Below are 14,170 nucleotides of genomic sequence, written 5' to 3' on the forward strand. Positions count from 1 at the left end.
TGTGAAAATCCTCATTGATTGAATTTCACTTTATGAAAAGGGAGATGATTGAAATGAAAATATATACGCGTACTGGTGATAAAGGACAGACAGCTTTAATTGGTGGAAGAGTAGATAAAGATGATATTCGTGTGGAGGCTTATGGAACAGTTGATGAGTTAAACAGTTTCGTTGGACAAGCAATTGCAGAGTTAGAAACTGAGAAGTTTACAGACGTTATAGCAGATCTTGAGAAAATTCAGCATGAGCTATTTGATTGTGGTGGAGATTTGGCTAGTGTATCGAAAAGAAGGCAAGAAAAATTAACTGAAGAAACCATTTCTTATCTAGAACAGCGAATTGATATTTTAATGGAAGAGACACCAGATCTTGAACGGTTTATTTTACCAGGAGGGTCGAAACCAGCAGCATCTATCCACATTGCAAGAACGATTACAAGAAGAGCGGAGCGATTGGTCGTTCGTTTATTGAAACAGGATTCATCCGTACCTGTGGTGACGCTCCAATATTTAAATAGATTATCAGATTACTTTTTTGCGCTTGCGCGGGTTGTTAATTTCCGCTTAGATGTGAAAGATGTGGAATATATTCGAAGTGCTAAAGTTTTTCATACAGGGAAACGGAAGGAGTAAATGAATTTTGAATTCAAAACGGCTTAGTTTACTTGCTTTATTTATTGCGCTATCTGCGATTGGTTCAGCAATTAAAATTCCCGTTGTTATTAGTAGTGTTGCATTGGATGCTTTCCCGGCCTTGCTCGCTGCTGTTTTAATTAGTAAGCGTTCAGGTGCCCTTGTTGCGGGATTGGGTCATGTAGTTTCAGCATTATTAGGTGGAATGCCGTTGGGGCCGTTGCATATTTTAGTTGCTGCTGAAATGGCTTTGATTGTTTGGAGATTTGGATACATTTATCAATCGGGTCAACGCATTTTTGCCAGCGTATTTTTTGTGATTGCGAATGGGTTACTAGCGTCTGTTCCATTTATTTTTTTGATGAGTTTATCATTTTATTTGGCCATCACACCGGGGTTATTGATAGGAGCGCTTGTAAATACTATTCTTGCACTGTTGCTTGAACCACGAGTGGCGTCTATCTTTCACTCACGAATGGAAGGAACTTAAATTTAAGTAAATTTCTAAAAGAAGTCATCATAATTGGATGTATGAATCCAACTTCACTTTTTTGTATATGAAGGAGGCTTACATGAAAAGAGATATTTTAATTGTTCCATTTAATCCAAAAGAAGAATTAATAATTGCGTGTGATAACTCGGGTGCGATTGGAAAAAAAGTAATGGATGAGGTATCCGTTCCGTATGAAATTGTAGGAAAGTTATTATTTCGCGTAGCCTATATGGAGTGTGTAGCAGCTGGCGGCATACCGTTTTCAATCGTTTTACAAAATTTTAATGGTGATGAATCGTGGAAACCTTTAGTAGATGGTATTCAGGAAGGTGTCTCAGAGGCAGGGATAAAGGAGCTTCCGATTACAGGTAGTACGGAGTCTAACTTTTCCCTTATACAATCTGCAACAGGTATGGCTCTTTTAGGAAAAAGACAGCTAGGATGGAGTGAACCCGACTTTACACAATTTACTTGCAATCTGGCTATTATTGGAAAGCCACTCGTAGGGGATGAAGTTGTGACGCAATCGAAAGATGTGGCGCCGTTGCAACTTTTTCGCTGGTTTGCAGAGCAAAATGACATATTGAGTGTCGTTCCGGTCGGTTCAAAAGGAATCGCATATGAAATGAGCCGAATTATGCCAAATCGACATGATCAACTTTCTTTTTCTAGTGCGTTAGATTTGAAAAAATCATCGGGGCCATCTACATGTTTTATTGTAGTTTATAAACGAGAATTCCATGAAGAAGTAATATCAATGGCGAATAAATGGATATATGGGTATACAACAATTTAATGTAATTTCAAGAAGTGGGATAGATATGATGAGTTTTACTTGATAACGACAATTCTGTTGCATGAATGCTGGACTTTACCTAATATTACATGAGGAGGGAGAATTGAAATGAAGAAAACAGTTGAGCATACACCGTCTAAAAAACAGCGTAATTTTACTCCGCTTATTTGGGGACTATCAGTTGTTGCAGTAATTATTATTATTGGAACGAACTATTTACCAAGAAGTACGTCAGGCCAGATAGCAGGTATAGATTTAACTGTGTTACCGTTATTGAATGCAATATTTAATGGGATTGCATTTATCCTATTAGTTGCCGCCTTAGTCATGATTAAAAAAGGAAATGTGAAAGCGCATCGCAATTATATTTTAGCAGCCTTTGGAGCTACGTTCTTATTTCTAATTTCATATTTAACTTATCACTCCATGGCTGGAGCAACTAGTTTCGGTGGCGATAGTGTTTTAAAGTATATTTATTATTTTGTATTAGTTACACATATTTTTCTTGCGGCAGCTCTTTTGCCACTTTCTTTATTTACGTTAACACGGGGCTTAAATATGCAAGTAGAGAAGCACCGAAAAATCGCGCGCTGGACGATGCCTATTTGGCTATACGTAAGTGCAACAGGTGTACTTGTATATGTATTGATCTCACCTTATTATTAATAACTGCAAGCGTTTCTTATTAAAGCTATTTAAGGATCAGACTCCAGCAATGGGGGGTCTGACCCCTGTAGCTTTATTTCTTTTTCAAGTTTCGCAAATATCCCATTGAGGCTGCATAGGTGGCAGCTTTATGAGGAACTCCTTGCCTCATTAAAGCTTTTGCGGCATGTTCAATTTTTTCTCCAGCATCGGTTGTTTTTTCCAAGTTTAAACCTCCTTTCCACTTTAGTATGAGTAATGGAAAGGAAATCTATCATAAGTTAAGTAGTACCGTCAATATTTAATTGATTTGGAAAAACTTAACGACCGTACAGTCCCGTTCTTTTCCAATAATCATTCGCAGCTGCCACAGTTTGAAAGTGAATGGCGATTACTTCAGAGGCATGAATAAGGCTATCAGCATTTTTGGAGTATTTAGGTCTAAGCTTTTTTCTAATCGCTTCAGATGGTTGGGTATATTCAATTCCTTTTTGTGCAAGTTTTATAGCTAATTCAAACCCCTTTTGTGGTGTATCCGTTTTTAAACTTGTAATCCATTTCTCCAATAGAAAGCATCTCCTCTCTAAATAAATGTCTCTCATATGATATGACTTTTTAGACGAGGGCGTTCGTAACAGAAATATATTCTTATTGATCTAATAGCAATTAAGTAATGGGACAAGTGTTTAAAAACATATGATCAACTAACTAGTTCTTAATTTTATGTGATATGAAGTAACCAATAAGGAAATTCGTCACACAGGCTAATTATTTTGGTGAAAAGTGGAAGGATGATTGTGTCGTTTATGTCTAAATTATGACAGATTCATAATTTGCTCTATAAATCCATTGTTTTCTATTGCTCTTTCCGCTTTGTTTTTCTAATATAACTAGGAAGGGGAGAGGTTTAATAATGAGTAAACATGTTGAAACTGTAACTTCAGAAGAAATGATACAGCAAGCAGAAGAAACGCAATCAGTGGAAGAGAAGCAACAAGAAGAAGTAAAGCCAAGAAATTATACACCACTCATTTGGGGATTATCTGCTGTTGCAGTTATTATAATTTTAGGCATGAACTACATTCCGAGAAGTACAACTGGTACGATTGCAGGTATGAATCTAACAGTTTTACCATTGCTAAATGCTATATTCAATGGGATTGCCTTTTTATTATTAATTGGTGCGCTTGTGATGATTAAAAAGAAAAATATTAAAGCGCATCGTCAATTTATTTTTGCTGCATTTGGAGCAACTGTTTTATTTTTACTATCTTATTTACTCTATCACGCTATGGCCGGCTCAACTAGCTTTGGTGGAGACGGTATATTAAAATATACTTATTATTTTATATTAATTACACATATTATCTTGGCTACAGCATTATTGCCATTAGCCTTATTTACACTTACAAAAGGTTTGAATATGCAAGTTGCGAAACATCGAAAGATTGCACGTTGGACAATGCCAATTTGGCTTTATGTTAGCGCAACTGGTGTGCTTGTGTATGTGTTGATTTCACCTTATTATTAATATTGAGGGAGAAATAATATTTTGCTAAGATAGTATTCATTTTATAAAAAAGCAGAAGAACGAGGTGACCTCAAACTTCTGCTTTTTCCTTTTAACAAATACGGTTGTACAATAAATGACGTTGGTGGACAAATCTCGCCAGCGTCGTTTTTTATTTATATTAACTTCATAGGCTAAAAATATTTTTGAGGAAGAGTATAAAATGGAGCGTGCATGCCGTTGTCCTACATGAAAATTGACACGCTTTCCGTGGGCACGGCTTCATCCTCCTCGGAAGAAACCCACTTCCTGTGGGGTCTTCAGACACGTGCTTTCCCACAGGAGTCGGTCATTTTCATTACGGACAACTAGTATTGTGGGATGATGTTTATGAAAATGATTTATAAATAGAAAACAAGTGAGATTCCCTGTAGAATTAAAGTCGACGAAAACCAATTCATAGGAGGAAACTCACTTGTCTATATCAAATGATATAAGAATTTGTTAGATATTCAAGATAAAAATATTTATATAAGCGAAAACGCAGTAACGTATGGACAACATAAAGGGAAAGATTGTAAATTTATAAAGGCAAAATTAACATATGAAGTGAATGAATGCCCAAATTGTCAGGCGGAAAAAGTAGGCGCCTCTATTTATAAAAATGGAACACAATTATCTCGTATTACAATTCCGACCATGGGAGTTTATCCAACATATTTATTATTGAAGAAACAGCGTTTTATGTGTAAGCATTGTGATACCAGCTTCACTGCGCAAACAAATATATCTTATACAGAATATAAATATTACGGCTTATTTGGCCAGCGTCTTGAAAGTTCAGTTGTACAGGAAATATTGGACTATAGTGGGGAACTTAGAGTTAATTATGATTTATATCAGGATTTATTGGAAGCAATTGATGAAAAGGACTATCATGCATTGGAAAACGCATTAAGCAAACAATGTCCAACTGATGCATCCACTTATTTAAGAACAAGCATGAAAACATTAAGAAAGCACTTACCCTATACGAAAAATAGCTTCCAATACACCTATAACAACAGCCGAATTGAAGGTATTAATAATAAGATCAAGGTACTTAATCGAGTCGCATATGGCTATCGGAATTTTAATCATTACAAAAATCGAATTAGAATACATTTCAAGTTGAAACCATTAGTCAAAACACCAAATACATCTGATAAAAACAAATCACACTCAAGGGCAGCATAACTTTCCTAGCGTGTGATATCCAAATACATTTTAAAATCGACTAACATTCAATACCAACGTCATTTGACGTAGAGCCGTAAAAAATAATTCATAAAAAAAGTTTCCCATCATCAAAATTCGATGATGGGAAACTTTTTAATTTGGTTTAGGCTAGTTATGTTCCAGCCTTTTCATTAACAATCCATTGACTTTTCTTATTTCAAAGCAGCCTTTGCCTTTTCAGCTAGTTGAGCAAATGCTTGCTCGTCGTGAATTGCTAGGTCAGATAACATTTTTCTGTTAATCTCAATACCTGCTAATTTTAAACCATGCATTAATTTATTGTATGACAAGTCATTCATGCGTGCTGCAGCGTTAATACGTGCAATCCATAGTTTGCGGAATTCACGTTTTTTCTGTCTGCGGTCACGGTATGCATATTGACCTGACTTCATTACTTGTTGTTTTGCTGTTTTAAATAACGTTCTTTTCGAACCATAATAACCTTTTGCTAGTTTTAATACGCGTTTACGACGTTTGCGTGTAACTGTTCCACCTTTAACTCGTGGCATTGTAATTCCCTCCTAAATGCAAATGCAATTCATTATTCTACGATATCATTTATATTAGTCTTATGGAAGCATATTTTTAATACGTCTGTAATCTCCTGATGAAACCATTGCGCCTTTACGTAGTTTGCGTTTTTGTTTTTGAGATTTGTTTGCAAACAAGTGACTTGTATAAGCGTGAGATCTTTTTAATTTTCCTGAACCCGTTCTTTTAAAACGTTTTTGAGAACCTTTATGGGTTTTCATTTTTGGCATGATAATTTCCTCCTTAATTCCTTCGTTCACAACCATGTTGATTAGCGAAGCTTTACTTTTACTTTTCTGAAGAAGGTGCAAGCATCATAAACATGCTTCGTCCTTCCATTTTCGCTTTTGATTCAACTGTTGAAATATCTTTCACTTCGTCAGCTAGTCTCTCCAATACCTCTTGACCAAGTTCTTTATGTGTAATTGCACGTCCACGGAAACGAACAGATGCTTTTACCTTGTCACCTTTTTCAAGAAATTTTCTAGCATTACGCAATTTAGTATTGAAGTCATGATCGCCAATACCTGGTGAAAAACGGACTTCTTTTACGTTAATCACTTTTTGTTTCTTACGGGCTTCTCTATCCCGTCTTTGTTGTTCATAACGGTATTTCCCATAGTCCATAATTCTGCATACAGGGGGATTTGCATTTGAAGCTACCATTACAAGATCTAAATTTCTTGTTTTTGCAATTTCTAATGCTTCTTGACGTGTCTTCACCCCAAGCTGATCACCATTTGAATCAATGAGCCGAACTTCTCTGGCACGAATTTTCTCATTGACGTTCATTTCTTTACTAATAGCCAGCCACCTCCGAATTTTTATTCTTGATCTGGTTTGACAAGTATGACCATCATGATTCATATCATATCGATCATCAAAAAAAGTGTAGGTACATGCTGCACCCACACTTCTCCATAAATTCTATCATTAGAGAGATTCAAAACCAGTTAACAGCAATGAGCGTTAATCAGGTGAGAAGCGGGTGCTTCTACTTGTCTCAGATCATACTATTTTATTGAACTTTTATAGTTTAACATTGTAAAAAGAACATGTCAACTTAAAGTCATTATATTTACTATAGCATACGTATTGCAGTTTGAAAAGCCTATCCTCTTTATTTACGTAAAGTTTTATCTGCAATTTCTTTGTTAATCAATTGTTCAAATGCCTCGTAAGCCATTGTTTCAGATTTCTTTTCACCGTAGCGTCTTACGTTTACAGCATCTTCCTGAATTTCCTGGTCACCAACTACTAATGCAAATGGGATTTTTTCTGTTTGCACTTCCCGAATTTTATAACCAATTTTTTCATCCCGTTCGTCTACTTCTACTCGAACACCTTGGAATTTTAATTTATCCGCAACAGATTTTGCATAATCAAGGTGAACATTAGGGGATACAGGAATTACTTTTACCTGAACAGGTGCAAGCCAAGTAGGGAATGCTCCTTTATATTCTTCAAGTAAAAATGCGACAAAACGTTCCATAGTCCCAACGATTCCACGATGGATTACTACTGGACGATGGTTTTTACCATCCTCCCCAATATACGATAGGTCAAATTTTTCCGCAGCTTGATAATCAAGTTGTACTGTTGATAATGTTTCATCATGACCGAGCGCTGTTTTTACTTGTACATCTAATTTTGGACCATAAAAAGCAGCTTCTCCGATTGCTTCTACATATTCTAAGCCTAATTCATCTAATGTTTCTTTCAAAGTTGCTTGTGCCATTTCCCACATTTCATCATTATCAATATATTTTTCTTTATCTTCAGGGTCACGATAGGATAAACGGAAATAATAATCTTTAATTCCGAAGTCTTTATAAACATGTTGAATGAGCTCTACAACACGTACAAATTCCTCTTTTAATTGATCTGGCCGAGTAAAGATATGTGCATCATTTAATGTCATAGCACGTACTCTTTGTAAACCTGCTAATGCACCAGACATTTCATAACGATGCATCATGCCAAGTTCTGCAATTCTTACAGGCAAGCTTCGATAACTATGCAATTCATTTTTATAAATCATCATATGGTGTGGACAGTTCATTGGACGTAAAATAAGTTCTTCATTATCCATTTTCATAGTCGGAAACATATCATCATGATAATGATCCAAGTGACCACTTGTTTTATATAATTCTACACTACCAAGTACTGGTGTATACACATGGTCATAGCCTAATCTTTCTTCCAAATCAACAATATATCTTTCAATGACACGACGAATGGTTGCACCTTTTGGTAACCACATTGGCAAACCTTGTCCTACTTTTTGATTCACGGTAAAAATATCTAATTCTTTGCCTAATTTTCGATGATCACGTTCTCTTCTTTCTTGTAAAAGTACTAAATAATCTTCTACTTCACTTTGTTTTTCAAATGCTGTACCATAAATTCTTTGTAATTGTTTATTATTACTATCTCCGCGCCAATATGCACCAGAAATACTTAATAATTTAAATGCTTTAATCTTTGAAGTAGATGGTACGTGAACTCCGCGACATAGGTCAAAAAATTCACCTTGCTTATAAATAGAGATTGTTTCTCCTTCTGGAATGTCATCAATTAATTCTAATTTTAATGGATCACCAATCTCTGCGAACATTTTTTTCGCTTCATCTCTTGAAACTTCAATACGTTCGATTTCAAGATTTTCGTCAACAATACGTTTCATTTCCTTTTCGATTTTAGGTAGATCCTCAGGTGTAATCTTATGCTCCATATCAATGTCATAATAGAATCCTTCATCAATAACAGGTCCAACTCCAAAATGTACTTCTTTATATAAACGACGGATCGCTTGCGCCATTAAATGTGCAGTAGAATGACGCATAATATCAATACCTTCTTGATCGCGATACGTTATAATGGCAATCTTTCCGCCTTTTTGAAGTGGTTGTCTTAAATCATATAATTCATCATCCAATTTAATTGCTAAAGCCTGTTTTCTTAATCCCGGAGAAATTGATCCAGCAATGTCTTCTCCAGTAATACCTTGAGAAAATTCCTTGCTTGCGCCGTCTGGAAATATCATGTTGATTTCTGCCATTTTAAACTCTCCTTTATTTACTTTTTTATTGTACATACTTGAATAAGTACGTATTGTAAAAATTAAAAAACGCCCATCCCTCTGCTAAAAATGCAAAGGGACGAGCGTTGGTCACGTGGTTCCACCCTAATTCCAATATAAATATCAGTTCTATACTAATATTTATATAGCTTTATAATCCTTAACGCGGATGATACGCCACATACTACTACTTCTGTTCGCATGTAGAGTTCAAAGGTGGTAATCAAATGTTACATAGCGGGAGCTTTCAGCCTATGACCCCCTTCTCTTTCTATGTGGAAAGCAATTGATCATGTCCTTATCATTACTTATACATCATGATTTAAATTTATGATATATATTATAGCTTTAAATATTTATAATTGCAAGCCTAATTATTTTTATGGAACGTGAATGGAAAACTATGATGTGGCATGAAATCAACCTTTTCTTGAAATACATTTATAATTGTTAGTGTCTTGGGCTCCGACGGGTGGTCACCATATATTTTTATATTTTTAGGTGCCATGGACACTAGTGGTGCTAAATTCATTTCATTTCCATCTAATCCAACAATATACAAAGGTTCTTCATGCATAATTTTTCTTAATTCCATATTACTAAAACGTTCACCAGTAGGTTTAAAAAAAGTAAATGCGTTTCCTTGAATGACATGTATTGTATCATAAATCGGCTGTTTTTTTGCGATATACTCACGTAACATGTCAATGAACGCTTGATGATCTTCTTCTCTTTTAAATTCATCAATAGCAAGTCCAACTAAATGGATGAGTTGTTCTTTAAAAACGGTAAAACGAAACTTAATAATGGAATCAAAATGGATACTTGTTGCATCTTGTATATGCGAAAAAAATATTGACCGTAACAGTCCGTTTGGATCTTTTATATCCCTTACAAATAAACTATCCTCATCTTCTCCTGTAAAAATCCATTGCGTCAAGTCCATAATTCGTTCTATTTCGTCTTGATTCGTATAATAATACACACCTTCAATTATCTCTCTCATCATCGTAGTTAGTCGATGATGATTAAAAACATCAACCATGGCGTTTGCCAGTGCATCCTTCATTCTCTCTTGTTCAATATTGTAATTTACTTGAATTCGATTCCCCCATTCTGCATCTTTTTGCCAATGTAAATCAATCTTTTTTGAATAACTAAATAAATAATCACAAAAGTTCATCGTTTCATCATTTGAACGAAAATAAACTTCCAGCATCGTTATACATCACCCTCATCCAAATCCAAACTGTTACATTATATGGACTTGTTTTCGAAAAAATGTATAACAATGAAAACTAGTATGTAAAGTAGAGAAAAAACTTGTAACAATTATTGTTACAAGTTTTAATAGTCATCTTTATTCTCGGCGGTTTTTACTCATAATGGATACTTCATGACTAAGTTGCTTAATCCGCTCAATAATTCTACCTGCTTTTACTTCTTCAATTCCATTCTTCGTTGTTGCTAATAATCCTGCAAGTTGTTCTAAACTATAATTGGATGTGAAAAACGTTGGTAATTTTTCCATCATACGATATTGCAATATCGATCCCAACACTTCATCTCGGAACCAAGCGGACTGCATCTCAGCCCCTATATCATCAAGCATGAGGACGTCAGCTTTCTTAAAGTAATTAATCTTTTCGCTTAACGAATCATCTTTTATAGAAGACCTCATCTCTCTGACTAATTCGGGCATATAAATAATCATAGACGATATGTTAAATGACTTTAACGTATTAGCAATAGCACCTAAGAAATACGTTTTACCAACACCAAAGGGACCATAAAAATAAAGTCCTCTTTCTGGTAAGCCATTTCCTAATTGACTAATAAATTGATTAATCTCCGCGATTGCGTTTTTACGCTTCGGGTCATCTAAATCTATTCCCTCATACGTTGCTTGTAGTATTTCTTTTGGCATATATAAACTATCAATTAGCTTTTGTTGCGCTTGCTCTTTGTCAGCTAATACATGAAAATGGCACTTTTCATAAGCTAAACGAATTTCCTTTTCATCAATTTGTAAGATTGGTGAATATCCAGGTAAAATATTTATACAAGCTCCTAATGACTTACAACGATCACATTGTTTAGATTGATTGATGTACTCGTAAAACTTCATTAAATTTTTTTCAATATCTTGATGGTCAAGTTGAGGATTTTGAAGTAATATTTGTTTGATTTCCGGATCTTGTAAGATGTCTTGTTTTAAACTCTCATAGTTTTCTTTAAAGTTCTTATTAGTTTTCATCCATTTTTTTAAGGCAGATTGTAGTGGTTCCATGAAATCATCCTCAATCAAAATTTATTTTCTCTGATTAGCTGTTTGTTTCTTTATAAAAGCAGCAATCTCTTCTTTTTGTTTTTGTAAATCTACGACCGTAGCTTGTTCCGTTTCACGCGATTGTTTTTGTTTGGCTTCTTTCTTCTGTTCTTTAAACCATTCTGGAACAATTTCCTTTTTTAATGCTGGCTGTTGATAAGAGCGATATGACTGTTTTTTACTCCGTTCCTTTGTGAACTTTTCTTGCTGCTTTTTCGCAAATTCCATTGCTTCTCGTGCAGTTGTTAAATTTGCGCGGGACCAATGACTAGCAATTGTTTCTAAATATGCTTTTGATAAACGCATGTCTGATTGTAATAACACATAATGAATTAATACATTCATAACAGGTGCAGGAAGCCCCTGTGTTGCCATCACTTCACGTACTAATTTCATATCTTGTGGAGATGCTTGATTACCACTTGATAAATCTGCAAGTAGTTGTTGTGGGGAAATGACTTCTAACTTTTGAATTAATTTTTCCTCTTGGGTTAGGGGTTTTTTTGGATTATTCCCTTTATCCAACACTTCATGGCTTTTATTTGTAAGATGAATTGCAGATTGTTTTTGAGTTGCTGTAAATAGATCATGACATGCATTTTTAAATTCTTCAATATCCAACTCATTTTCTTCCGTTAGCGCCCAAAGCACACAATTTTCTATATCAACATTCGTTAATTTATATAATACCATCATTTGATTCATAATCCGCTTATTGTCTTTTGTTAATACACGTTTACTCGGAATCATTCGCTGTCTTAACATGTTTTCCATCCAAGCAAAGTCAATTTCTGGAAGATTTATACCAGGCATCACATGCTGATATTGTGTAAATGGTTTTACTTTTTCCATAGAAAGTTGAACTGTGTTAAATACATCTTCAAACGACGCTGTCACATTTTCACTATGTTTTGTATCAATTGTTCTTGTAAAGTGTGTTTGCAATTCCTGGGCTTTCGTCTTTCCTACATGATGCATCAGTAATTGCGATAACATCGGATCATGAAAAAAATCTTTTGGTGAAAATGGCGCCTTTATTTCATACAAATAACTAGTTTTATCATTAGCTTCATGTTTGTATGTATTCATGAGACCAATGCCTTCCAACTTTAAACGTGTTTCATATACTTCATCTAAAGGAAGGTTTAAATAATTCATCAATGTATGATGGGATTGAAGTTTGGACTTCTCTTGTATCGAGATTTCATGTAATAGCGTCAAATAAAGCATGACAGCTTTCAAACCAATTAATGGCTGATAAAGATGAGTTAATGCAATTTGATAATCAGCCGGAAGATTTCCATGCAACGTTACATGAAAACCATCAATCGGTAAAATTTTCCCAATATACTTCATTTGTAAAAACCTTCCTTTTTAATTTGATATAATTAGTCACGTTTCTTTTTTGTCATTACTAATTAATTCTTTTAGTTCACTTAGGAATACACTTATATCCTTAAATTGACGATAAACAGATGCGAAACGAACATAAGCGACATCATCAATATCGATTAAGTGCCCCATCACAAGTTCCCCAATTTCATTACTATCTATTTCAGATGTACTATGATTCCGAAGTTCTTTTTCTACATCTAAAGCAATTTTTTCAATCGTATCGATAGACACTGGTCTTTTTTCACATGCTTTTATTAATCCACGAATCAATTTATCCCTATTAAATTCCTGGCGTGCACCATCTTTTTTAACTACAATTAATGGCACTTCCTCAATGCGCTCAAAAGTTGTAAAGCGAAAGCCACATTTATCACATTCACGTCTTCTACGGATGGATCGACCTTCTTCTATCGGACGTGAATCAAGAACTTTTGAATTTTTATTTTCACAGTTTGGACATCTCATTTTTTTCGCTCCTGATTTACTACTCTTCGTTTTAATCTATTAACGGCAATTCTTTATTTATTTCTTGGTAAAGTTTTTGGATTAATCTCGTGCTAAAACCAAAATCAACAGGCAAAATTGACTCCGTTGTTACAGAAAAATCAATAGCCGTTTGGTATGGACGTACCATAATGACGGTGATAATAACGAATGCTTTTTTCCCTTGTTTCATATATATACTAATTTCACCATGTTCAACAGAAACGGAATTTATCTTTACATTTTTTTTAGCTTTAAACATAGACTCTAGTACAGAAAACGCACGGTCTTTCGTTGTTTTATAATATCGAGTTTGTAATGTAGAATCCGGATGGTGATCACTAGTTTCTGCATGGTTACTAAAAAATTTTGCTACAAACGTACGAAAGGACATTTCTTCAACCCCATTTTATAGTATGTATTCTATAAGGCCAGCTTACTCAAATAGTAAGACGCCGGCAGCAGTATATCATCGTACAATACTTCTTCTTACAACAACTATTTTCAATCATTTAAATAACGTCTCATACTCTATTTTTTTATATTAACTTTTCTATATATATTTTAACATGTTTTAACTTTTCTAGCGAGAAGGTTTTTCATCTCTTCTTTTTAACGAGATAGAATGACTCGTCCATTGTGGTTTGTAACAAAAAAAGGCTCTACAATAAATAGTGTTGGTGATAAAAATTCACTAACACTATTTTTAGTATTAGTAAAAATAGAAAACAAGTGAGTTTCCCTGTAGAATTAAAGTCGACCAAAACCCAATTCAGGAGGGAAATCACTTGTCTTACTCTAATAATATGAAAATTTTACTCGATATACAAGATAAAAACATCACGATTGAAGAAGATTCTATTCAAATTAAGAAACATCAAGAAATATTGGCCAAGTTTATTTCAGCCAAACTTACCTATACGCCCACACATTGTGAGTGTTGTGGGGTTAAGAATGAAAATTATACCGTTTATAAAAATGGCACGAAAACAT

Annotated in this window: 17 protein-coding genes, 1 pseudogene and 1 other annotated feature; of the genes and pseudogenes, 7 read left to right on the forward strand and 11 right to left on the reverse strand. The window is 34.6% G+C overall.

The features are described from left to right. The first annotated feature begins 53 nt into the window (after positions 1-53). The 4 genes from ACFFIS_RS06955 to ACFFIS_RS06970 all read left to right on the forward strand — a co-directional run bounded on the left by ACFFIS_RS06955 (position 54) and on the right by ACFFIS_RS06970 (position 2,587). Positions 54-632 (forward strand): cob(I)yrinic acid a,c-diamide adenosyltransferase, encoded by a 579-nt coding sequence (locus tag ACFFIS_RS06955; RefSeq protein WP_320378488.1) that lies wholly within the window; start codon positions 54-56, stop codon positions 630-632. Positions 633-639: 7 nt separating this feature from the next. Further along, positions 640-1,122: an ECF transporter S component gene (locus tag ACFFIS_RS06960; RefSeq protein ID WP_320378489.1), complete on the forward strand. Its 483-nt coding sequence runs from the start codon at positions 640-642 to the stop codon at positions 1,120-1,122. A gap of 82 nt (positions 1,123-1,204) precedes the next feature. Then, the gene (locus ACFFIS_RS06965; RefSeq protein WP_320378490.1) at positions 1,205-1,921 is read left to right on the forward strand and encodes an ATP-binding protein; all 717 of its coding nucleotides are present in this window, start codon (positions 1,205-1,207) and stop codon (positions 1,919-1,921) included. A 108-nt stretch (positions 1,922-2,029) separates the two neighbouring features. After that, positions 2,030-2,587 carry a DUF420 domain-containing protein gene (locus ACFFIS_RS06970; RefSeq protein WP_320378491.1) on the forward strand — a complete coding sequence of 186 codons (558 nt, stop codon included), beginning with the start codon at positions 2,030-2,032 and terminating at the stop codon, positions 2,585-2,587. A 73-nt stretch (positions 2,588-2,660) separates the two neighbouring features. Here the strand turns inward: ACFFIS_RS06970 and ACFFIS_RS06975 are convergent, their stop codons facing one another. Further along, a complete protein-coding gene (locus tag ACFFIS_RS06975) occupies positions 2,661-2,792 on the reverse strand; it encodes a hypothetical protein (protein ID WP_320378492.1) in 132 nt (43 codons plus the stop codon). A 94-nt stretch (positions 2,793-2,886) separates the two neighbouring features. Then, on the reverse strand, positions 2,887-3,132 hold the full coding sequence (locus ACFFIS_RS06980) for a hexameric tyrosine-coordinated heme protein (RefSeq protein ID WP_320378493.1): 246 nt from the start codon (positions 3,130-3,132) through the stop codon (positions 2,887-2,889). Positions 3,133-3,515: 383 nt separating this feature from the next. On the opposite strand from ACFFIS_RS06980, the gene ACFFIS_RS06985 reads away from it, so the two are divergent. Then, positions 3,516-4,097 carry a DUF420 domain-containing protein gene (locus ACFFIS_RS06985; protein WP_320379749.1) on the forward strand — a complete coding sequence of 194 codons (582 nt, stop codon included), beginning with the start codon at positions 3,516-3,518 and terminating at the stop codon, positions 4,095-4,097. A gap of 480 nt (positions 4,098-4,577) precedes the next feature. Then, entirely contained in the window at positions 4,578-5,312 is a 735-nt protein-coding gene (locus tag ACFFIS_RS06990; protein ID WP_390186755.1) for a transposase, read from the forward strand. A gap of 194 nt (positions 5,313-5,506) precedes the next feature. On the opposite strand, the gene rplT is transcribed toward ACFFIS_RS06990, so the two are convergent. The 9 genes from rplT to ACFFIS_RS07035 all read right to left on the reverse strand — a co-directional run bounded on the left by rplT (position 5,507) and on the right by ACFFIS_RS07035 (position 13,571). Then, a complete protein-coding gene (gene rplT / locus ACFFIS_RS06995) occupies positions 5,507-5,863 on the reverse strand; it encodes a 50S ribosomal protein L20 (protein ID WP_320379350.1) in 357 nt (118 codons plus the stop codon). Positions 5,864-5,923: 60 nt separating this feature from the next. Continuing rightward, positions 5,924-6,115 carry a 50S ribosomal protein L35 gene (gene rpmI, locus ACFFIS_RS07000; protein WP_320379351.1) on the reverse strand — a complete coding sequence of 64 codons (192 nt, stop codon included), beginning with the start codon at positions 6,113-6,115 and terminating at the stop codon, positions 5,924-5,926. 58 nt (positions 6,116-6,173) lie between these two features. Beyond that, the gene (infC, locus tag ACFFIS_RS07005; RefSeq protein ID WP_320379822.1) at positions 6,174-6,677 is read right to left on the reverse strand and encodes a translation initiation factor IF-3; all 504 of its coding nucleotides are present in this window, start codon (positions 6,675-6,677) and stop codon (positions 6,174-6,176) included. 85 nt (positions 6,678-6,762) lie between these two features. Continuing rightward, positions 6,763-6,891 (reverse strand) — a sequence feature (ribosomal protein L20 leader region). A 114-nt stretch (positions 6,892-7,005) separates the two neighbouring features. After that, entirely contained in the window at positions 7,006-8,949 is a 1,944-nt protein-coding gene (gene thrS / locus ACFFIS_RS07010; RefSeq protein ID WP_390186757.1) for a threonine--tRNA ligase, read from the reverse strand. A gap of 391 nt (positions 8,950-9,340) precedes the next feature. Then, a complete protein-coding gene (locus tag ACFFIS_RS07015; protein ID WP_320379352.1) occupies positions 9,341-10,189 on the reverse strand; it encodes a putative sporulation protein YtxC in 849 nt (282 codons plus the stop codon). A 141-nt stretch (positions 10,190-10,330) separates the two neighbouring features. Beyond that, complete coding sequence (dnaI, locus tag ACFFIS_RS07020; protein WP_320379353.1) at positions 10,331-11,260, reverse strand: primosomal protein DnaI; 930 nt, start codon at positions 11,258-11,260, stop codon at positions 10,331-10,333. A gap of 21 nt (positions 11,261-11,281) precedes the next feature. Beyond that, a complete protein-coding gene (locus tag ACFFIS_RS07025) occupies positions 11,282-12,655 on the reverse strand; it encodes a replication initiation and membrane attachment family protein (RefSeq protein WP_390186759.1) in 1,374 nt (457 codons plus the stop codon). A gap of 36 nt (positions 12,656-12,691) precedes the next feature. Beyond that, positions 12,692-13,159: a transcriptional regulator NrdR gene (nrdR, locus tag ACFFIS_RS07030; protein ID WP_320379356.1), complete on the reverse strand. Its 468-nt coding sequence runs from the start codon at positions 13,157-13,159 to the stop codon at positions 12,692-12,694. 31 nt (positions 13,160-13,190) lie between these two features. After that, positions 13,191-13,571, reverse strand: a complete 381-nt coding sequence (locus tag ACFFIS_RS07035) for a cytosolic protein (protein ID WP_320379357.1) — start codon at positions 13,569-13,571, stop codon at positions 13,191-13,193. A 394-nt stretch (positions 13,572-13,965) separates the two neighbouring features. Here ACFFIS_RS07035 and ACFFIS_RS07040 point away from each other — a divergent pair. Further along, positions 13,966-14,170 (forward strand): annotated as a pseudogene (locus ACFFIS_RS07040) (ISL3 family transposase); the annotation flags it as partial.

Source organism: Paracerasibacillus soli (assembly GCF_042432965.1).
Lineage (GTDB): Bacteria > Bacillota > Bacilli > Bacillales > Amphibacillaceae > Paracerasibacillus > Paracerasibacillus soli.